The 20441-nt window shown below is 49.4% G+C and carries 18 protein-coding genes; 9 read left to right on the top strand and 9 right to left on the bottom strand.

Features of this window, described 5'->3' with window-relative positions; all coding sequences use genetic code 11:
• Together PKH29_03340 and PKH29_03335 are read left to right on the top strand one after the other, a co-directional pair.
• Positions 1-1125, top strand: a 1125-nt coding sequence (locus PKH29_03340) for a DNA polymerase IV (GenBank protein ID HNX13870.1), incomplete at its 5' end; no start/stop codon positions are given.
• Positions 1126-1313: 188 nt separating this feature from the next.
• The gene (locus PKH29_03335; GenBank protein ID HNX13869.1) at positions 1314-1502 is read left to right on the top strand and encodes a hypothetical protein; all 189 of its coding nucleotides are present in this window, start codon (positions 1314-1316) and stop codon (positions 1500-1502) included.
• 52 nt (positions 1503-1554) lie between these two features.
• Here the strand turns inward: PKH29_03335 and PKH29_03330 are convergent, their stop codons facing one another.
• The 7 genes from PKH29_03330 to PKH29_03300 form a co-directional block, all read right to left on the bottom strand.
• Complete coding sequence (locus PKH29_03330; protein HNX13868.1) at positions 1555-3225, bottom strand: hypothetical protein; 1671 nt, start codon at positions 3223-3225, stop codon at positions 1555-1557.
• Between the two features lie 15 nt (positions 3226-3240).
• The gene (locus tag PKH29_03325; protein ID HNX13867.1) at positions 3241-4902 is read right to left on the bottom strand and encodes a hypothetical protein; all 1662 of its coding nucleotides are present in this window, start codon (positions 4900-4902) and stop codon (positions 3241-3243) included.
• The gene (locus tag PKH29_03320) at positions 4899-5954 is read right to left on the bottom strand and encodes a M23 family metallopeptidase (GenBank protein ID HNX13866.1); all 1056 of its coding nucleotides are present in this window, start codon (positions 5952-5954) and stop codon (positions 4899-4901) included. Before PKH29_03320 ends, PKH29_03325 begins: the two co-directional genes overlap by 4 nt.
• A complete protein-coding gene (gene mscL, locus PKH29_03315) occupies positions 5951-6376 on the bottom strand; it encodes a large-conductance mechanosensitive channel protein MscL (protein ID HNX13865.1) in 426 nt (141 codons plus the stop codon). The genes PKH29_03320 and mscL overlap by 4 nt, the downstream gene beginning before the upstream one ends.
• 171 nt (positions 6377-6547) lie before the next feature.
• A complete protein-coding gene (locus tag PKH29_03310) occupies positions 6548-8104 on the bottom strand; it encodes a hypothetical protein (GenBank protein ID HNX13864.1) in 1557 nt (518 codons plus the stop codon).
• Positions 8105-8202: 98 nt separating this feature from the next.
• Positions 8203-8463, bottom strand: coding sequence for an IreB family regulatory phosphoprotein (locus tag PKH29_03305; protein ID HNX13863.1), 261 nt, complete (start codon positions 8461-8463; stop codon positions 8203-8205).
• Between the two features lie 488 nt (positions 8464-8951).
• On the bottom strand, positions 8952-10019 hold the full coding sequence (locus tag PKH29_03300) for a uroporphyrinogen decarboxylase family protein (protein HNX13862.1): 1068 nt from the start codon (positions 10017-10019) through the stop codon (positions 8952-8954).
• Positions 10020-10180: 161 nt separating this feature from the next.
• Between PKH29_03300 and PKH29_03295 the strand changes: the two genes are divergently transcribed.
• The 6 genes from PKH29_03295 to PKH29_03270 all read left to right on the top strand — a co-directional run bounded on the left by PKH29_03295 (position 10181) and on the right by PKH29_03270 (position 18359).
• The gene (locus PKH29_03295; protein HNX13861.1) at positions 10181-10987 is read left to right on the top strand and encodes a PHP domain-containing protein; all 807 of its coding nucleotides are present in this window, start codon (positions 10181-10183) and stop codon (positions 10985-10987) included.
• Positions 10988-11010: 23 nt separating this feature from the next.
• Positions 11011-11502: an Lrp/AsnC family transcriptional regulator gene (locus PKH29_03290; GenBank protein ID HNX13860.1), complete on the top strand. Its 492-nt coding sequence runs from the start codon at positions 11011-11013 to the stop codon at positions 11500-11502.
• Positions 11502-12665, top strand: a complete 1164-nt coding sequence (locus PKH29_03285; protein HNX13859.1) for an aminotransferase class I/II-fold pyridoxal phosphate-dependent enzyme — start codon at positions 11502-11504, stop codon at positions 12663-12665. The genes PKH29_03290 and PKH29_03285 overlap by 1 nt, the downstream gene beginning before the upstream one ends.
• A 29-nt stretch (positions 12666-12694) precedes the next feature.
• Entirely contained in the window at positions 12695-14086 is a 1392-nt protein-coding gene (argH, locus tag PKH29_03280) for an argininosuccinate lyase (GenBank protein HNX13858.1), read from the top strand.
• A gap of 1099 nt (positions 14087-15185) precedes the next feature.
• On the top strand, positions 15186-16403 hold the full coding sequence (locus PKH29_03275; protein HNX13857.1) for an AI-2E family transporter: 1218 nt from the start codon (positions 15186-15188) through the stop codon (positions 16401-16403).
• Positions 16404-16646: 243 nt separating this feature from the next.
• Complete coding sequence (locus tag PKH29_03270) at positions 16647-18359, top strand: AMP-binding protein (protein HNX13856.1); 1713 nt, start codon at positions 16647-16649, stop codon at positions 18357-18359.
• Between the two features lie 102 nt (positions 18360-18461).
• Here the strand turns inward: PKH29_03270 and PKH29_03265 are convergent, their stop codons facing one another.
• Positions 18462-18788, bottom strand: a complete 327-nt coding sequence (locus PKH29_03265; GenBank protein HNX13855.1) for an AzlD domain-containing protein — start codon at positions 18786-18788, stop codon at positions 18462-18464.
• Between the two features lie 3 nt (positions 18789-18791).
• Complete coding sequence (locus PKH29_03260) at positions 18792-19508, bottom strand: AzlC family ABC transporter permease (GenBank protein HNX13854.1); 717 nt, start codon at positions 19506-19508, stop codon at positions 18792-18794.
• 160 nt (positions 19509-19668) lie between these two features.
• On the opposite strand from PKH29_03260, the gene PKH29_03255 reads away from it, so the two are divergent.
• Positions 19669-20441: MFS transporter (locus PKH29_03255; GenBank protein ID HNX13853.1), on the top strand; the 773-nt coding region annotated here is incomplete at its 3' end.

Here is a 20441-nt window from a genome sequence, read left to right as displayed (position 1 = left end):
CAGTACCGTGACGTTCCGATGGCGGTTGCGGGTGACGAACAGACCCGTTCGGGCATCATCTTAGCCAAAAACGAGCTCGCCAAAAAATGCGGTGTCGTCACGGCAGAGACCATCTGGCAGGCACGCAAAAAATGTCCGGGGTTGTTGCTTGTCCCTCCGAGGCACGGCGAATATCATCAGTATTTTCAAAAAATCAATGACATCTATCAGCAATACACCGAACAGGTCGAACCGTTCGGAATAGACGAATCGTGGCTAGACGTCACCGGCAGCCAAAAACTCTTCGGAACCGGATCGGAAATTGCCGAAATATTACGAAATCGAATCAGAACCGAGATTGGGCTGACCATTTCGGTGGGCGTGTCGTTTAATAAAGTGTTTGCAAAACTCGGCAGCGATTACAAAAAACCCGATGCGGTCACGGTGATCACACGGGAAAATTTCCGCGATATTGTTTGGAAACAGCCGGTCGAAGCGATGATTTTTGTCGGAAGCAACGCAGCCGAGGCGCTGCGCAAAATCGGTATCCGAACGATCGGTCAACTTGCGCTCGCCGACCGTGAACTGCTGTATGAAACCCTCGGCAAAGGCGGCCCTGCGGTCTGTGATTTTGCCAACGGCCTTGACGAAAGTCCGGTACTGACGTTCGAACACACTCATGAGGTCAAATCGGTCGGAAACGGAACTACCTTGCCGCATGATCTTTCCAATACGCAGGAAATTCGCAGCTGCGTAACAGAACTGTGTGAGCTGGTGGCCGGGCGTCTCCGTTCTTGCGGAATGCGCTGCACGACCGTCAACGTCGCTCTCAAAGACCCGCAGTTTCACACAATCTCGCGGCAGAAGCCGACAAAGAACCCCACCGATATCACCAAAGAACTGATTGAGACCGCTATGGAGATCATCTCGGCAAATTATCACGACGGAAAACTGGTCCGTTCGGTCACCGTGACGGCACAAAATCTCGTGCCTTGCGATACGAAGGAACAACTCTCCCTATTCCTTCAGGCCGATTATAAACGCGAAAAAATGCACGAATTGGAGGAGGTTAAAGACCGCATCCGCAAAAAATACGGACGCCGCGCACTCAGATACGCAAACACTCTTCAAAGCGACTTCGAATGATGTACCGTTTGATTTCCGGTCACATATGATATGTCGGCAGGCCTGCCAAATAATTAGGGAGAGAAATTGATATGGCTTGTTGCTTTAATCGATCCAATACTGTATGCTGCGGCGGAAGACGCTGGGACAATGACGATTGGCGCCGCAGAAATGTCCGTCTCAATTGTTTTTGCAGATGCAATCCTTTTATGAATAACTGCATTTGCAGATGCGAACGCGAGCGTTTCTTCGGCAATACTCTCGGAAACAATGATATGGGCGTCGGCGGTGAATTCGACAACGACGACCGTGGTCTCGGCGGCGCTTTCGACCGTGACGACAGATTTGAACAGGGATATGTTTCGCCGTTTTACAGCGGCTGGTCCAATCCGCTGTAAAACATGAAAAAACCCCCGGGGAGTATTCCCCGGGGGTTTTATTTTTAAGAATTTATTTATCGTTGACATTGACGCGATCGAGTTTCAAGCCGAAACGCTCAACGACGTCGTAAGCGTGAGATGTGCCTTCGGGTTCTTTCTCGATCAGGTGGTAGGTCGGGACGTTGTACTGGTTGCTCTCGTGGCGTTTGATCTGGACGACCAGGGATTTAAGCGGAGCGCCGCCCAGCATGGAATTGAGGCGATGAATGTCCTTTGCAAGCTTGTGCAGGTGGGTGACCCAAATACCGCGTGCGCCGAGCAGTTTGATCGTGCTCGTAATTTCGCGGGAGATGATCAGGGTCTCTGCCGTACCGGTTCCGGTCAGCGGCTCGTTGAACAGCACCATCGAATTACATGTGATGTAGTTCATCATGTTGCCGACGCGGGCGATTTCCTGGTCAAACTTGCCCTTCTTGGTGGTGGAGACCTCTTCCTTGAGCGCGAAGACAGTGAAAATGTTGTCAACAAGACCCATCTTGGCTTCTTTTGCGCCAATCGGCATACCCAACTGGAACATCAGCTGTCCAACGCCGACCGAGCGCAGGAAGGTGGTCTTACCGCCCTGGTTTGCGCCTGTGAGCAACGCGAATTGGCCTTCGGGGACAAAGTCGATATCGTTGGGGATAACCGGACGGCTGCCTTTTAAAACGAGCAGCAATAACGGCAGATAGAGCTCTCTGGCATAATACCGCTTGTCATCAAAGATCTCTGGGAAGCAGTAAGCGCCGCCGAGAGCCTCGATCTTGTTCAGATAATTGAATACGCCGACATAGAAAGTCAGGGACTGCTTAAGATTTAATATCCAACGGGTAGCCTGTTTGAGGAAGTCACGGACACGCAGGCCGGCTTCGCCGACACAGGCGCCGAGTGCGCCGCGCACGAAGTTTGACATTCTCACGCCCTCGCTGGCGTGGGTCGCGCTCTGAGAACTCGCGGTTTGTTTGGTCATATCGCCCATATTGAAACCGGAGTGATTGGCAAGGTCATCCTTGAGCCGATAGAATTCCGTCATGCCGCGTTTTGAAGGCATATTTGTTTTCGGTTCCCGCTCCCGGGGTTCGATATAGCCGTAATCGTTGACCGAAAGCAATTTGACATGTGTGATTTCAAAGCTCTCGTTGAAGTTGAAACCCAGCGTGATGCTCTTGGGATCTTCAAGGGCGGGCAGCCGTTCTTTCCAGGTCTGAATGATCTTCTTATAACCGTCGCTCTCATAGGCGTCCTTGACATAGGCGTAAAATTGCTTCAGGCCGTAACCGAGTTCTTTTTCGTCCTGATATTTTCCGAGCGTGGTATAAAGTTTCTCGAGAATGTTGAAATAGGTCTCGGCAAAGGCATATTTGTTCATCGCAAAAAACGCCTCAAGATCGCTCGTTGAATCATCCATGTTCGGGATCGAGAAGAAGTCTTGCCAATCGGCGATGGTCTTGAGCAGATCCTTGAATAAATCCAGCAGATCCGGGTGCCGCTGCAGGCTCTTGATGAGATTCTGGCGCTCGCGGACGATGTTCTTATCGAGTGCAAACAGGTTGCACAGATGCAGCGCGTTAATCTTGCTTTCCATGCCTTCGAACATCGCTTCCACGAGGAAGTTGAGGTCGAGGTTTTCGATAAACAGATCGTCGAAGCTCGGCACACGGTTTACAACAGGATCTTCTGTCATCCAAAGTAAGTCAAACATCTTGTTGTGCCCCCTTTAATTCATATCGACGTCGCCGTCTTCATGCAGTTCCATGATGGTCGGCTTATCGATTTCAAGTTTTATTTCTCTGTCTTCAAATCTGTGCATGATCTGGCGAAGCGTAATACCGTGAGAAGCCGCAACTTCAAGCGCATAGCTCTTCTTTTGAGGAGCGCCCGGTTTAATCTTGTATGTACGGATCGCGATATCGCTGTCGGGATTCGGTTTGGTCAGCGTGATTAAGCTTCCGGTCTTTCCGGGATGGGCTTTTTCAATCGCAGGCAGGAAATCATACAGTTCGTAGAAGTGGGTTGCAACCACTCCGGAGACGCCGTTGTCGAGCAGGGTCTTGATCAGGTCTGCGCAGATCTGGGAACCCTCCATCGGGCTGGTGGATGTCAGAGGCTCATTCATGATGACGATTGAGTTAGAAGTGACGTTCGGGAGCATCTCGGTAATCTGGCGGACTTCTTCGCCCATTCGGGAGTCTTCGTAATTGTCTGTCTCACCGCCGGAGAAAATCGTGAAGATCGAGCGCACCGGGGAGATTTTAACTCCGTCAGCCGGCAGATAGAAACCCAGCTGGAACAGCCAGATCAATTGACCGGTCGCGGTCATAAAAGTGCTCTTGCCGGAGCTGTTCGCGCCGGTCAGCAGATAAAACTTTCCTTCGACCGGCAAGTCGATATCGTTCTTAATCGTATTGTTGTCGGGATCGAGCGCCAGCAGAATCGGGTACATCTCTGTTGCATGAAGCAGGAACTTTTCGGAGTCGACGACCGTGGGCTGACACATGGAGAAACCCTGATCGCGCAAGCGCCGGAACAGGTTAAGAGCGCCTGCGTAGAATGAGAAGGCTTCGTCGACATTCTGGAATTCCTGAAGACCCTGCGGCTTATATTTCGCGCAGATGGTCTTGATATCTTTGACTGCATTTTTATAATATTCGTGGATCATGTTGAGCGCTTCGTTCTGGAACAAGCCGAGGTTGGAGATATTCGGCATCGCCTTCAGATTCGATACGCCTTTGATAGGTTCGTCTTTCCAATAGATGAAGATCGAGCTCTTGTCGTAAGATTCATGGGAGAATTCGTCAATCGTCATCGACTGCAGGATCTGGCCGCTTTTCAGGTTTGCGCCGAGGGCGAAACCGCGGATATCGAGCCAAGATGTGTCAACCTTTGAAAAATCTTGGAGCATCGGGTCGATTTGGTCGCTGTCGTAATAGTCATTGACCATTTTTTTCAGTACTTCGATCGCCTCGGATGTGGTCTTGACTTCGGGATCGGCAAACGCCTCACGAAGCGCATTCATCAAATTGGCATAAAGCGACAGACGACGATATTTCAAAGCAATCTGGCAGATGACGTTGTCGCGGTATTCCATCTTGCGGGTAAATTCTTTCAAATAAGCCAGCGAAGACGGTATCAAAAAGAACGCCTTTTCCAGTTTCGGGTTGGCGATGAGGTCGGCGATCATGCCGTTGCGGAATGCGATCGTGTCGGCATCGTTCGTCGTCAGGTCGTACAGCTGTTCGATCGACAGCGTGAATCCGGTGCCGAGGAACATGTTTTCGACCAATGCCTCCAATCTGAGGTTTTGAATGTTCTTATCCCGTCTGACAACGTCAAATACGACTTGTTCTTTGCTTGCGGGATAGAGCAAGGGGTTTTTCATTGGTTGATCATCCTTTCCAATTGTGTGTATATGTCATCGGTACCGATCAGTACCGCAGGATCGATGTTTACACCGTTCACTTGAATATTGAAGTGCAGATGAGGACCGGTGGCGTATCCCGTGGAGCCGACTTCTCCGATTTTTTCACCCGTTGAGACCGTCTGCCCCGTCTCGACGGAAATAACCGATAAATGATTATAATAGCTGAATATGTTGAAACCGTGAGCAATGATGACGGTATTGCCGTAAAATTTTAAATTTCCCGAATATACGATGCGCCCCGCTCCGGCGGCAATGACCGGATCGCCTTCATCGGCCGCGATGTCGTATCCTGAATGCGCCGAACTGTATACTCCGTTTGTGTAACGGCGCATTCCGTACTGAGTAGAGATTCGGCCCTCAACCGGCATGACGAACTCTCCGGAAAACAACAATTCCCGCACAGAGGTCTCAGTCGCTTTTTCGATGACTTTTTTGTCATCAGACAGATTATCGCTGCTTCCCGCATTCGCTGTGGATGAGCCAGAGACCACCGTTAGATCTTGTCTTTCAAAAGCTTTTTCAACAAAAGTAATCGTTTTTTCGGCGACTATTCGGTATTCGCCGCTTTCGGAACGGAGAATCTGAACTTTTCCGGTTTTGGAGGTTGTGCTGGAAAGCGGCACGAATCCGATAAAATACCCATCTTCTTTAATCAGCGGAAAGATTTTTGTAGTCACTTTGCTGAAACGCGCCCACAAGGCGTTTTCCTCGCTGTTTTCCACCCGGACAATCAAAAACTCTCCCGGTCGAATCCTGTCCGAGGAAACCGTCAGACAGACGGAGGATGAAGCAGCGGATGAGACGCTTTGGGATTCTGTTCGGACGCTTTCGAGCTTTTGGCTTTGAATCTCCGGCTCTGAAGATGCTTTCGTAGAATTCGATTCCGGCTGTGAAAAAACGGAAGCCGGAAGAATTTCAACACTTCCCGGCTGTGAATAAGCGGTTTCACCTGCGGCACATCCGGTAAAGAAAAGTGTGCCAATCATTGCCGCAAGGAAAATGCGCCTCATTTTTTCGGCTGCTTGCTCTGTTCTTTGAGCAGGTCGCGGATATCAGTGAGCAATAGCTCCTCTTTGGAAGGCGGAGGCGGAGAATCAGGTGCTTTCGGTTCGTGCTTTTTGCGCATTTTGTTGACGCCTTTTACTACGAAGAACAAGCACAACGCGATGATGAGGAAATCCAAAATCGCCTGAATGAACATCCCGTAGTTCAACGTCACAGCAGGCGTTTCGCCCACCGCTTTGGCCAGCGTGATGCTCATTTTTGAGAAATCCATCCCACCCAGCAACAATCCGAGCGGCGGCATGATGATGTCGGCGACAAGGGAGGAGACGATTTTGCCGAAGGCGGCGCCGATGACGACACCGATGGCCAAATCGAGCATATTGCCCTTGATTGCGAATTCTCTGAATTCACCCAATAATTTCTTCATCGGATCAGCCCTTCCCGGAGAAATTTATCCTTACGCAAATGCACAGACAACTCCGTGCATGAGCATATAAGGGTAAAATTATTATATAATGTTTAAATACTTCTTGTCAACCACAAATATGGCAAAACCGACAAAAATGTTTTCCATTCAAGGCGATTTTGTGCCTTTTATTCAAATATTATCTATTACGATCTCAGCCCATTTGATTGTAAACGGTTCCCGCATCGCGGCGATTTCGGCGATATGCGAAACGGGCATTCCGGGTTTGTTGATAATTTCAAAAGCGTGATATTCCAGCCCGGGGTAATAAGGTTTCGGCAACGTGGCCTTCCCTGCATAATTCAGTTTTTCGGAATCGAGAAAAACGTCGAAATCCGCTTCGGTGAGTCCCCTGCCCTCGTCAACGCCCAAAACGAGTTGAATTTTCGCATTTGAAGACACTTTCCCGACAGGGATACGCAATGTTTTGTATTCGGTCTTTCCGACAAAAGCCGGATTACCGCTGCCTCGTTTCGCGCATTCGAGCGGGAGCGGGTTTTTGTGGGGAACGCCGGGTGCTTTGATGTCGCAATAAGTCACGACATGGCGGCGCGGTTTTCCCATAAGCGCCTCTTCGGAGCCGAGTTCTTTGAGCATTTGCCGATATTGCTCTCCGTGGTACTGCGCAAGTTCGCCCGAGGGGTCGTCCATATAGTTGAACAAATATACGGCGTCGGCGCCCATCGCAAGGTTAGCCGCAGCGGTGCCGCGCGCGGTTTCGATGCTGTTATACAAAAACACTTTTTTCGGCTCGGTAAACATCGGGTCAATAAGCGTTTCCTGTCCAGCCGCAAGCTTGACTTGTTTCCCGGAAAGCATCTTTTTCCACAAGTCGATGGGCATATCGTTGTCCGAAGTCGCCCAGCGCGGTGTGACCGTGATTAAGTGGACCAGACCCTTGTCGATCCAATCAAAAAAGTCAAAGCCGAGACGTAAGCACAACAGCGGACTCGCAGGCAGACGAACTGCGATTTGGATCTGATGGCCCCATTTTTGTTCCGCTTTATCGGCTTCGCGCCGGATGCGCTCCATCAGTTCGGTAATCAGTTTTGCGCCCTGTTCCTCGCAGCCGATGCGCAGCGAATAGATCTCGCGCATCCAGTCGAGTTCAAGACCATACAAATCGAATTTTTCCAACACTTCCGCCACGAGCGAGAACAGATGCTCCCTGACTTCGGAATAGCAGAAATCGAGGGCGTTGTCGTAATAGTCGCAGGCGCCCATACTGTGGTGCAGACCGCGGCGTTTCTCCTTGTTTTTGCAGAAAAAGCCAGAGTGCAAGAAGTGGTTTTCATCATCAGTGTTGTGGATGTCGTTGGTGCGGATGGAGATCCAGGGGTTGATTCCAATTTCGCGCAGGCGGGCAATCCAGATTTGATACATGTCGAGACCCTGGTCATAATAGATGCTCCTAAGTACCTCGACATAGCCGCCGTTAGACAGCGGAATCTCCCCGTCGAGATTGCCGCCGGCTTTTTTGATGCGCTCAAAATTGCGGAAAGCATCATCGCGGCTTTTGCAAGGAAACCAGGCGATGCTGGCGTTGACGTTCAGGAAAAAGTCGGTGATGCCGGTATCTTTATATTGATCAATGAATTCGTGCAGCTCTTTCAAGCCGACTTTGATATGACTGCGAAAGCGGGTATATATGAAGTGATTGCAGTCCTCGTTGAAAATGATTCCGCCCATAGTTTATTCTCCTTTATATTTATAAAATCTCGATTGCCTTTACAAAGAGAAAGGCAAGCCGAAAAGGCCTGCCGTATCGCTGCGTGTTATCTGTTGTCTCAATCGGCAAGATAGGATTTGATCAATGCCGTCATCAGTTCATCCCGGTCGATCTTACGAATCAAAGAGCGGGCGTTTTTATAAGTCGTGATATATGTCGGATCTTCAGAGAGAATATAGCCCACAATCTGATTGATCGGGTTGTATCCCTTTTCAGCCATCGCATCAAAAACAGCGGTCAGAATCTGCTTCATCTCGCCGTCCCTGTCGCCGGGGATTAAAAAGGGTTTTGTCGGCTCGGACGGGGTCTGGGGAGCCATATTGTTTTCATTCATGCGTCACACCTCCCGGAGACATCAGTTACGGTGATTGTTGTTATTATACCTTATGCCCGTCCGAAATGCAATATGTCGATTTTATTTTTGGCGCAATACGCTAATTTCAGGTAATAAAAATATCCGAAAGGCCAAAAACCGCCAGGAAATTCATAAAAATAACGTTTGTTGATCAACTAAGCAGACACAATATAAGCAGAATCGGGGAAAACAGATAGAAACAGCTTTAAAATTGATCAGACGTAAAGTTTTTAAGGGAAATCCATAAAACTTAGCACTTTTCTCACAACGAACCAGAACCTGATATTACCCTTTTTACAGCGCCTTCGGCCATTTTAACTTCCATTCCCAACGAGCGGATTTCTTTTCATATAACCTCTCGTCCAATCGGGATGGTATTTCATCAGTGAATCGCTTTGATTCAGATAATTGCTTTTTACCTCATAATCTAATCTTTTTGAGCAGGAGTTTGTTCAATTACTTACACCCAAAACGGACTTCATCGCCGTGCAGACGGTTTTGGCCTCTTCGAAGGAGGAAGTGTAGATCTCATAGATGATATTGCGCTTTTCGGGGACTTTTCCCGCCAAAATAGGGGCGATCCGCTCGGGGTTCATGTACGGCAGCAATGCCACCCGCTCGGGGGTGCGCGGTGCTAGTTCCAAAATGTTGTGATGCGCGCCGTCAAAATCGACGCCGTAGAGGTTCGGGATTGAAAAAAATGACGCCATCTGCCCGTTGTCGTGGGTGCCGCAATAGTGAATGCGTCCCTCGGAAAACGTGTCGAGCAGCATGCGGTCATATTTTTTAATGTAGGTCTCATAAAACTCGGTCGAGACGTTGTGCAGCGTGCAGTTGCAGATACGCAGGTTGCCGCGCCAGATACCGCTCCAGTCGTATAAAAAGCCCTTGCCGATACCGCAGAGTTTATGATAGTGACGGGTCATTTTGATTTGATATTGCGTGACTATATTTAGTAATTTTTCAACGGATTCGGGTTCATCGTAAAAATCGGTGAAGATGTCGTTGCCGCGCAGCAGGTGGGTGTTGTTGAACGGCCCTTGCAGGTCGGGCAGCATAAAACCGACGCCGTAGGGCAGATTTTCGAGGAAAAACTCATATTGCAGATCGATGTCCGGGAAACTTCCGCTTTTTTCGTCGGGAATTTTCAAAGCGTCAATTTCTTCAGCACTGTTGACGATGGTACTTTGGGTGCAGGGCAATTCGTCTTCACGCCGGTAGATTTTACAGCCGAACGCCTCCGCAATCGGAACGGTGCCGAATTCGGCGCGCAGAGCCGGATAGGCGTCGTCTCCGACCGCCTGATGGAACCGGAAATTTTCGATCTGGGTCTCCATCGCCGCAGCCGGGTTGCGCATGCACTCCCCGATGGTGTATTTCCGTTTGAGCGGTGCGTGCATGATCAGTTTCGGCTCGGCTTTCGAATAGTCAAAACAGAAGTCACGCCATTTTTGAAAAAGTTCATCAAGCCGTGCTTTTTCGGCGTCGGTTTTATAAATGCTGCCGCGGATGTCATTCATTGCGGTGTCTCCTCTTACGGCGAGATTCTTTAGTTATCATAACATAAAGCCGTTTAATCGGCAACTGTTTGGCAAATCGGGTTGTTCTGCTTCTCCGGTTGTAATTAGGGGAAATTTATGTTAAAATGGGGTTGTTCTAAGATCGGAGGTATTTGTAGTTTATGCCCCTGCAGGATTACCACACGCACACGAATTTTTCTTTTGACTCCGAATGCCTGCTCGAAACTCTGATTGAAAGCCGCAGAACTGCCGGAATCGAGTATATGGCAGTAACCGACCACGCCGATTTCAACACTGACGACTCCGAACTCAGCCGGCTCGAAAAGTTCACGGAGCGGTTTTCTGAACTTCAAAAAAAACTGGAGATCCAAAAACGCAGTGTAGAAGAAATTAACATTGCTTTCGGAGTTGAGATCGGACAACCCATCTTTTGCCCCGAAATGGCATCCGCTTTGATCTCCCGCTTTCCATTCGACGTGGTTTTGGCAAGTCAGCACGAGTTTCCCCATAAAGAGGATTTTTATTTTGTGGACTTTTCCGACGGCAAAAATCTGCCGTTGGTGGACGGATATTTTAACTTACTTTGCGATGTGATTGCCTGGGGTGATTTCGACATTTTGGCGCACATGACCTACCCGTTTCGGCGGATGTACCGGCAGGGCGTCAATGTGGACGATACCCGGTGGTCCGATGCGATCAGAGACGTTCTAAAACTGGTAATCAAGGAAAAAAAGGCGCTTGAAATCAACCTCTCCTCGACGACCGGAGGTCATGAGCCGATGCCGACCAAGACGATCTTGGCCGCCTACAAAGACCTTGGCGGTGAGATGATCACCATCGGAACTGACGATCACAGAGCCGCATACGCCGATAATGCCCGCGTCGGGGCCGAACTGGCAAAATCCCTCGGATTTGAGTCCTTCGTCGTATATCATAAACGCGAACCGCGCAAAGTGCGGTTCGACTGAATAACAGACAGGAGTTGACTGACATGGCAAACGGAATGAACATCCTTTCCCTGCTCGAACAAAACGCGCGTCTTTCGGTGGCGCAATTGGCGCTGCTGACCGGCGAAACCGAAGAAGCCGTCGCGAAAAAGATTGACGAATACACCGCCAAGGGCGTGATCTGCGGTTATCGAGCGGTGATCAATTGGGAAAAGGCCGGAAGAGAATCCATTCAGGCGTTCATCCGCATCAAAGTCACTCCGCAGCCCGAACAGGGTTTTGAAGCGGTCGCCCGCCAAATTATGACCATGCCCGAAGTGGACAGCGTCTATCTGGTCTCCGGCAGCTATGATATGTCGCTGACCATGTCGGCGAAAAATTTGCGCGAGGTGGCGCATTTTGTCTCGGCGCGTCTCTCTCCGCTCGGTTCCGTGACCTCGACCGACACCACGTTTGTACTGGAACGTTATAAAGAGGGTGGCGTATGTTTCCTCGAAAACGGCGGTTCGGATGAGAAACGAGAGGTCATTCTGTGATCGATTATAAATCGTTGCTCAGCCCGACGGTACAATCGCTGAAACCTTCGGGTATCCGAAAGTTTTTTGACCTTGCCGAGGCCATGGACGACGTAATCTCACTGGGCGTCGGTGAACCCGACTTTCAGACTCCGTGGCATATTCGGCAGGTCGGAATCGATTCTTTACAGCAGGGCAAGACCAAATACACCGCCAACAAAGGTATGACCGAGTTGCGCGTTGAGATTTCCAAGTATTTAAACCGCCGTTTTAACCTTGAATACGATGCCGATTCTGAAATCGTCGTGACGGTCGGCGGCTCCGAAGCCATCGACATCACCCTGCGCGCTTTTGTCAATCTGGGTGACGAAGTGTTACTGCCCGAGCCGTGTTTTGTTTGTTATGAGCCGCTTTCCAGAATGTGCGGCGCAAAAGTGGTTCCGTTGCCCTGCGGAATGGAAAACAATTTCAAACTCTCCGCCGAGACCCTCAAAGCGGCGATCACACCCAAATCAAAAGTATTGATTCTGCCCTTCCCCAACAACCCCACGGGTGCGATTATGACCGAAGACGAGCTTTTAAAAATCTCCAAGGTACTTAAAAATACCAATATCATCGTACTCTCGGATGAGATTTACGGTGAACTGACTTATGGACATCATCATGTCAGCTTTGCCTCGCTGCCCGGGATGCGGGAGCGTACGGTCATTGTCAACGGCTTTTCTAAGGCCTACGCGATGACCGGCTGGCGGCTCGGATATACCGCAGCTCCGAAAGAAGTCGCCGTTCAGCTTGCAAAACTGCACCAGTTCGCCATCATGTGCGCACCGACGACCGCCCAGCACGCGGCCATCGAGGCTCTGCGCCACGGCGACTCCGACATTGAGGAAATGCGCGGTCAATACGATATGCGCCGCCGCCTCGTGGTCGGCACGCTGCGTTCGATGGGATTTCCCTGCTTTGAACCGGAAGGTGCGTTTTATGTCTTCCCTAAAATCGATGCATTCGGCCTAACCGGAGAAGAGTTCTGCGAACAGCTGTTAAAGCAGCAGCATGTCGCAATCGTCCCCGGTGAAGCATTCGGCGAAAGCGGCAGAGGCTTTGCGCGTATCTCGTGTTCTTATTCGATCAATCATCTCGCCACGGCGCTCGGGCGCATCGAGGCGTTTATCAAGACATTGTAATCTTTTTATCCGAAAGGGACGGTTTTTTTATGAAACTCTGGGGCGCAAGATTTGAAAGCGACGAAAACAACATCGCCGAGGGCTTTAACGCTTCTATCAGCTTTGACAAACGTTTTTGGAAAGTCGATATCGAGGGCAGCATCGCCCACGCGAAAATGCTTTCGGCGCGCGCCATCATTCCGTCGAATATCTGCGATAAAATCGTCGAAGGGCTGTACGGAATCAAAAGCGATCTTGCAAGCGGAGTTCTCGAAATCGATCCCAAGGCCGAGGATACCCATATGTTCGTCGAGCAGGTGCTGACCGAGCGCATCGGCGACGCGGGAAAATATCTGCACACCGCGAGAAGCCGCAACGATCAGGTTGCGCTCGATTTGCGGCTTTGGCAGCGGGAAGCAATCGACGAGATCACCGACCTTTTAAAAACACTGGTCACGGCGATTGCCGACAAGGCTGAGGAAAACAGTAATACCGTCATGCCGGGATATACCCATCTGCAGCCCGCGCAGCCGGTGACTTTTGCGCACCATGTTCTCGCTTATGCACAGGCGTTTTTGCGCGACATTGATCGGTTGACTGACTGCCGCAAGCGCACCTGCGTCTCTCCGATCGGGAGCTGCGCGCTGGCCGGGACGACTTATTTTACCGACCGCTTTTACGAGGCCGAACTGCTCGGACTTCCGGCGGTCTGCGAAAACTCGATGGACGGGGTCTCCGATCGCGATTTCGCGCTGGAGTTTTGTTTCTGCCTCTCGGTAATCATGACTCACTTGTCGCGTTTTTGCGAGGAGATTATCCTTTGGTCGGGCGTTGCTTACGGCTTTTTGACGCTCGACGACGCCTGGTGTACCGGCTCGTCGATTATGCCGCAAAAGAAAAACCCCGACATCGCGGAACTCTGCCGCGGCAAGACCGGACGGGTTTACGGCGATCTGACCGCGCTGCTCACTGTGATGAAAGGGCTGCCGATGGCCTACAACAAGGACATGCAGGAGGACAAAGAGGCGATTTTCGACGCCGCCGATACGGCTATCGCCTGCCTAACCGCGTTCACGCCGATGTTTTCAACAGCCAAAGTCAACGCCGATAACATGCGCAAAGCGGCTGCCGACGGTTTTATCAATGCCACCGACTGCGCGGATTATCTGGTCGGAAAGGGCCTGCCCTTCCGCGACGCCTACCATGTCACGGGCGAACTGGTCAAGCACTGCGTCAAAACCGGCAAGCGGCTGGAAGACCTTTCACTAGACGAATACAAGACCTTTTCATCGGCATTCGATAAAGACGTTTTCGAGGCGATCAAACTCGACACCTGCGTGAGCAAGCGCAGAAGTTACGGCGGCCCCGCCCCTGAAGCCGTCGCCGTGCAGATAAAAAATCTGCGCGACAAGCTGAACGGAGTGACCCGGCCGTCCTGTTAAGCAGTGGAGAATACCGATGTATAAAAGCGCCGCTACGGCGCTTTTCGTTTTTCCTCAACAATTTTTATAACCGGCTGCCTCTTGTTCTTTATCTTTTCGAACCTTCCAAATTACAATAATCGGTTACACTTCAGCGCTGTTTTTTCATTTAAATATAGATATTTGTCACCCTAAATTGGCTCAACCATGCGGTTTTTTCGTGTTATTCAACAATATTTATAATAATTTTCAATAATTTTTGTAAAATGTGTTGACATTCTAAAAGTTCCGTGGTATACTAAAGCCGTAGTAAAGAGGACGATGACAGTCCTAATCAGAAAGGGGTGAGTCCGATGAAGTAAGACGGTCCGCGCGAGTCGACACGCGGACGGTAAACTGTGACTCGACAGCAAATTGCATCTCCGATGAAAGGAATGAGGACTTATGAGAATTTGCTTGAGAACAAAAACAGTTGCCGTGGAGGATACTCCCCCGGACAATTAAGCGAAAGTACAATGCAAGGGAGTGGTTCGTGTTTTGAATGTAGTTAAGGTGATCGGAATTTAGCACCGACTGACATCCAAGGGCTTGAAACGCCGCGAATTTTCGATGATGCGTCAGCTAACGGCGCCATAATTCCACCCCGGCTTAATTGAATATTTGAAATATTAAAGGGCGCCTCACTGAGGCGCTCTTTATTTTTGCGGGAAGAAATTCGCGCAAGAGAATTTCTTCAAAATGTTGCGGCAGCAACGCTTACACTCTATTTGTTACCGATCTGTCACTTAACATTAAGCTTTACGCTTTAAATTTGGTTTTACAGCAGGCCATTACAATTGATCCGTACGGTCAACTTCTTTTATTTCGGGTAAAAAACCAAATAACCGTTGCGATAAGCAGCACAACGAGAATCACCCAGCCCTGTGGTTGGACATTCCCCGCGGTCTGCGGTTCGGAGACGGTCCTCGACACTGTCAGCTCAATATGATATAAAAACATTTCACTCACCTCGCGTTAAATATACCATTATCGGAACGAAAAGACAACCGTATATTGACAGCAGGCTTCTGTCAATGATATGCTTATTTCGGTCATTCAGCGTGAGGTGTAAAAATTATAAATGAAAAAATTTTTTTCCTATTTTAAAACTCCAAAAGTCATCGACGGATTGATAGTCACTTTCTGCGGAATTGTGTTTTATCTGCTGCTGAGCAATATCAAGAGCGTCGGAACTTTTTTCGGCGGCGTTTTGAATGTGTTTTCGCCGTTTATTTGGGGTGCGACTTTTGCTTATATCCTCAATCCGGCGGTCAAATTCTTTGAAAATAAGGTTTTCGGAAAGATGAAGCGCCGTAAAACAGCAAACACACTCAGTGTGATCATCACATATATCGCCGCTCTTGCGATTTTAGTTTTGTTCATTGTGCTTTTGGTTCCTCAGCTTGCGGATTCGGTAATGATGTTATTTAATAACCTCGAGAGTTATTTCAACACCCTGCGAACTACATTGATCAATTTTGAGGCGCGGTTCAGCTTCATCGATTTCAACGTCGACGAGTTTATGGGCAGTTTCAGCGGGTTGATGAAAACAGCGGTCACCTGGGTCAGCGACAACATCGGTCAGATCGCGGACACCTCTTTTAAAGTCGGAAGCAGCGTATTCAATTTTTTCTTGTCGTTGATCTTGTCGATCTATATTCTGCTAGACAAACAACGCGTGCGCCGCATTATCAAACGCGTCTCCGGAGCGTTCATCAGGCGGGAGTCCTGGCCGGGCTTTCATAATACCGCACACCGTATGGACAAGATTCTAACCGACTTCTTAGTCGGGAACATCATCGATTCGCTGATTGTCGGCGTTGCGAACTTTTTATTTATGATCATCCTCGGACTGCCCTACCCGGTTCTGCTATCGGTGATTGTTATGGTGACAAACTTTATCCCGAACTTCGGTCCGATCATCGGCGCGGTACCCTGCCTTTTGATTATCGTTTTGGTTAACCCGCTCGGCGCATTATGGTTTCTGATCTGGACGATTGTGATGCAGGCGCTCGACGGAAATCTGTTAAAACCGTTATTGTTCGGCGATTACACCGGCTTGCGCCCGATCTGGGTGTTGGTCTCGATTGTGCTGTGCGGGCGGTTATTCGGGATTGCGGGTCTGATTCTGGGCATTCCGATTTTCGCCCTTCTCGCTGAGCCGGCGGAACATTTTATCGCACGCAAGCTCGCCGGAAGAGGACTTGACGACAACGGCGACATCATATCCGAAGAAACACCACCGAAAGCGGAATCCGCAGTTCCGGAGAAACCCTCATCCGAGAAGCCACAGCAATAAGCATATGAATATTTGTCTTACAGCCGCTGTAAGTAAAACGTAGCGGCTGCGATTTTTATTCTCTTTTAAAATAATCCTATATGGCTTTCAATTACAAATATTGTTTGTTGCAATTACCATGATATGTTGTTATAGTAGAAGCATGGGAAAGTTCTTTTTTAAAGGGAGATTTTGCCAAAGAAAAGAAAAAAGTAATTCTGGATTTTCGTTAATTATTATAGTAATAAAATAAAGGAAGTACCCATGAAAACAAGTTTATACAATGAAAAGAAATTTTCTGACTTCAGAGAAATCATCAATCACAGCGCTGATAAATTCGCAAATAAACCGGCATTTATCATTAAAAGCAGCGACGACCGCTATTCAAAAATCAACTATGCGGAATTAAAAAACAGATTTTATACATTGAGCCAAAAGCTGATTGATTTGAAATTGAAAGGCAAACGCATTGCTGTCATCGGAAAAAACAGCTTTGAGTGGGTGCTTTCGTATCTGTGCGCGGCTGTCGTCGGCGTTGTCGTGCCGTTAGATAAAGAGCTCTGCGCCGAAGACGTCCGCGATTTTATGGTTTCTGCCGAGTGCTGTGCCATCTGCGGAGATGGCGATTATCTGAAAAATTTAAAGCCGCTGATTGCGGACGATATTCGCTGTTTCGATTTCACCGAGGTCATGCGTATGTCGGAGCCGGTCATACCGTTTAATTTACAGACTGCCGAAGTAGATTCGATTCCGATTACTAAAGATGAAATGCGAGTTTTAATCTTCACCTCCGGAACGACCGGAAACGCAAAAGGCGTATGTTTGTCGCAATACAACATCTGCTCGAACATTCACTCCACAGTCAGCGCCGTAAAAATCAACCCGACCGACACCACGATGTCGATTCTGCCGCTTCACCATACATACGAATGCACACTGAACTGCCTTCTGCTTTTGTCACGGGGTTCCTGCATCACCTATTGCGACGGATTGAGACAGATCCCGAAAAACTTTACGGAATACCACCCGTCGGTCTTGGTGGTCGTTCCTGCTTTGCTAAAAGCATTGAACAAGCAAATCCGAAAATCCGTAGCAGCCGGAAGCCCCGATAAATACAAGCCGCTCTTTGAGACGCAGACATTATCGCAGGCGCTCTCCGGTGTTCCTGTTTTGATCCGCAAGCTCATATGCGCCAAGGTGCGCAAATCGCTCGGCGGAAAAATTCGCTTGTTTATTGTGGGCGCGGCCGATCTTGACACCTCGCTTGTCGAAGATTTTGCAGCACTCGGCATACGCACCCTGCAGGGCTACGGATTGACCGAATGTGCTCCCCTGCTTGCGGGCAATACCGATTTCTATCTGAACACTGCTTCCACAGGCAGATCGATGCCGGGTGTTATGCTCAAGATTGACCAGCCGAACGAGGATGGGATCGGGGAAATTCTCGCCAAAGGCGACAATATTATGCTCGGTTATTACCGAGATGAAAAAGCGACCGAAAAGGTTTTCCGCGACGGGTGGTTTTGCACCGGCGATTTGGGCTGTATTGACGACGAAGGTGCTCTTTATATCAAAGGACGCAGGAAAAATGTGATTGTGACCGCAAACGGGAAAAACATTTACCCGGAGGAACTTGAAACGCGCATTGCACAGCTGCCGGAAATCAGCGAAGTCATTGTGCTTGCGGATATGCAAAACGGTGATATCTGCGTCAAGGCAAAAATCTTCCCGAATCTCGACTTTATCAAAGAAACACTCGGACGGCTGCCGAAAGCGGAAGAGATTCAAGCGGCGGTTCAAAAAGTGATCCGCGACGTCAATGCAAAGATTCCCTCATATAAACACATCAAAGTCGTGGAAATTTTGACTGCCGCGCTTGAAAAAACGACCACACAAAAGATTAAGCGGTTCGGGCAGAATCTCGCCGCGAGCATCACGCCCCCGAGTGTCAACGCCGCGAACGCCAATCAGCAATAAGGAAAGCCTAACTAAACGATCTATAAATCCCACCCTTGCCCCTTGGCAGGGATGGGATTTTTAAAAAGCCGATTGCCGAAACGAAGGCTGCCTGCCGATCATTTAATGCGCCGCGAGCAGCTTGAAAGCTAACTCCGTTACAAATACCGCCGCACAGGCATATACCGCAACGGTCAGCAATTTCTTTTCAAACAGCGCCAACGTGACCGCGACGGCAAGCCCGATCAAAGCTGAAAGCACCATGTCTGTGCAGTAAAAGATATCCGGAATGACCATCGCCGAGAGCACGGCGAAGGGCATATAATACATAAACGAAATTACAAAACGGTTTTCGATTTTGCGTCGGATTAACGTCAGCGGCAGCATGCGGATCAGATAGGTCACACCCGACATGACAAAGATATAGAAAAGTATCTTTCCGATGTTCATTCCTTATTTGCCCTCCTCATCCTTGACAGGAAAGCAGAGTGCCCCGAAAACCGACGCGACGACCGCGCAGACAATGATTACAAAACCTGATGATAAATCTTTTAAAAACGGCATAAACCGGAACAAACAGCTCAGTCCGACCGACATCGCAATCACAGCGAATGCCGGCCGATGTTTTTTCGCAGGGGGAAGAATGATGGCGATGAACATCGCATAAAGTGCAATCGAAAGCGCCGAACGCAGCATGTCGGGCATGATTCCACCCGCCAGCGCACCGAGCAGGGTTCCGAGTGTCCAGCCGATGACCGGCGCGGTGCCGAGGCCGTATAAATAGACATTTCCGAGTTCGCCCATTTTTTCGCTGGCGACCCCGTAGACCTCATCGGTGACAAAAAACGAGACGATCAACCGCCGCAGCGCGGTCATGCTCTTATCAAGTTTTTGCGAAAGTGAAGCTGACATCAGCGAATAGCGCAAGTTGATGACGATTTGCGACAACACCAGTTCAATGATCGGCGCACCGTTCACGATCAGCCCGATTCCGGCAAACTGCCCCGCCGATGTGACCGTCGTCATCGAGATTAATACCGCAATCCACCACGGGATGCCCATGTTCACAGCCATCATGCCGAACGAAAAAGAGACCGAAATATATCCCAGCCCAATGGGCAATCCGTCTTTGAATCCGCGTATGTAATCTTTACCGTGAAATTCAGTCATCCTGTTTTGATCCTGCCTTAAGCCGCAGAAGCAGCGAAAGACATTATATCTCTTTTTGACCTTTCCCGCAAGTCCGTGTTGTTTTTTGGCAGTTTTTATGATAGAATCTAATTAACATCTGTGGATGAAAAGCAGTCAAATTTAATACATAAGGATGGTCATGATGATGAAAACACCGCTATCCGAAGCAACCGTTTTCAAGCGCAACAAGTGGGCATATACCTTGCCGGGATTTGGCCGTGATGCTGCCTACACGCTTTTTGCGACCTATGTTCTGACCTATGTCTTATTCACACGCGCGGTCACGCCGGAACAATTCGCAACGCTCGGCATCATCCTTGCGATCTTCCGGGTCTGGGACGCCTTGAACGACCCCATCATGGGCGGCATCGTCGAGAATACGCGCACTAAATTCGGAAAATTCAAACCCTGGATTTTAATCGGAGCGGTCACAAACGCGGGCGTTTTAATCGCAATGTTCACGAACCGGGTTGAGGGTTGGGCGTTTGTCTGGCTGTTTGCGGTTTTATATTTACTCTGGGATATCACCTGGACGATGAACGACATTGCCTACTGGTCGATGCTGCCTTCGCTGACGAGCGAGCCGAAAAGCCGCGACAGCGTGACTTCGATGGCAAATCTCTTTGCCGGGATCGGTGCGATTGCGGCTACCGGATTGATTCCGATTTTCACGAACGGCGAAAATGCCATCGGCGGCAGCTCGATTTCGGGTTATACCGCCGTTGTGATTTTCATAGCTGTTACTTTGGTCATCAGCCAGATCATCGTCTGCCTGCTCGTGAAAAAGACCAGCGACGCAAAACCCGAAAAAGAAGAAAAAGTCGGGTTAAAAAAGATGTTTCACGTCATTTTCCACAACGACCAGCTGCTCTGGGTCACGCTGATCATGCTGCTTTATAACCTCGGAAGCAC

This window comes from Oscillospiraceae bacterium (assembly GCA_035353335.1).
In the GTDB taxonomy this organism is placed as follows: domain Bacteria; phylum Bacillota; class Clostridia; order Oscillospirales; family JAKOTC01; genus DAOPZJ01.
This window is presented reverse-complemented; position numbering and strand designations above follow the sequence as displayed.

What these genes read in the sequence shown, in the direction of transcription:
- PKH29_03335 (HNX13869.1), top strand. Translation starts at nt 1,314, where the DNA reads ATGAATAACTGCATTTGCAGATGCGAACGCGAGCGTTTCTTCGGCAAT.
- PKH29_03330 (HNX13868.1), bottom strand. Translation starts at nt 3,225, where the DNA reads ATGTTTGACTTACTTTGGATGACAGAAGATCCTGTTGTAAACCGTGTG.
- PKH29_03325 (HNX13867.1), bottom strand. Translation starts at nt 4,902, where the DNA reads ATGAAAAACCCCTTGCTCTATCCCGCAAGCAAAGAACAAGTCGTATTT.
- PKH29_03320 (HNX13866.1), bottom strand. Translation starts at nt 5,954, where the DNA reads ATGAGGCGCATTTTCCTTGCGGCAATGATTGGCACACTTTTCTTTACC.
- mscL (HNX13865.1), bottom strand. Translation starts at nt 6,376, where the DNA reads ATGAAGAAATTATTGGGTGAATTCAGAGAATTCGCAATCAAGGGCAAT.
- PKH29_03310 (HNX13864.1), bottom strand. Translation starts at nt 8,104, where the DNA reads ATGGGCGGAATCATTTTCAACGAGGACTGCAATCACTTCATATATACC.
- PKH29_03305 (HNX13863.1), bottom strand. Translation starts at nt 8,463, where the DNA reads ATGGCTCCCCAGACCCCGTCCGAGCCGACAAAACCCTTTTTAATCCCC.
- PKH29_03300 (HNX13862.1), bottom strand. Translation starts at nt 10,019, where the DNA reads ATGAATGACATCCGCGGCAGCATTTATAAAACCGACGCCGAAAAAGCA.
- PKH29_03295 (HNX13861.1), top strand. Translation starts at nt 10,181, where the DNA reads ATGCCCCTGCAGGATTACCACACGCACACGAATTTTTCTTTTGACTCC.
- PKH29_03290 (HNX13860.1), top strand. Translation starts at nt 11,011, where the DNA reads ATGGCAAACGGAATGAACATCCTTTCCCTGCTCGAACAAAACGCGCGT.
- argH (HNX13858.1), top strand. Translation starts at nt 12,695, where the DNA reads ATGAAACTCTGGGGCGCAAGATTTGAAAGCGACGAAAACAACATCGCC.
- PKH29_03275 (HNX13857.1), top strand. Translation starts at nt 15,186, where the DNA reads ATGAAAAAATTTTTTTCCTATTTTAAAACTCCAAAAGTCATCGACGGA.
- PKH29_03270 (HNX13856.1), top strand. Translation starts at nt 16,647, where the DNA reads ATGAAAACAAGTTTATACAATGAAAAGAAATTTTCTGACTTCAGAGAA.
- PKH29_03265 (HNX13855.1), bottom strand. Translation starts at nt 18,788, where the DNA reads ATGAACATCGGAAAGATACTTTTCTATATCTTTGTCATGTCGGGTGTG.
- PKH29_03260 (HNX13854.1), bottom strand. Translation starts at nt 19,508, where the DNA reads ATGACTGAATTTCACGGTAAAGATTACATACGCGGATTCAAAGACGGA.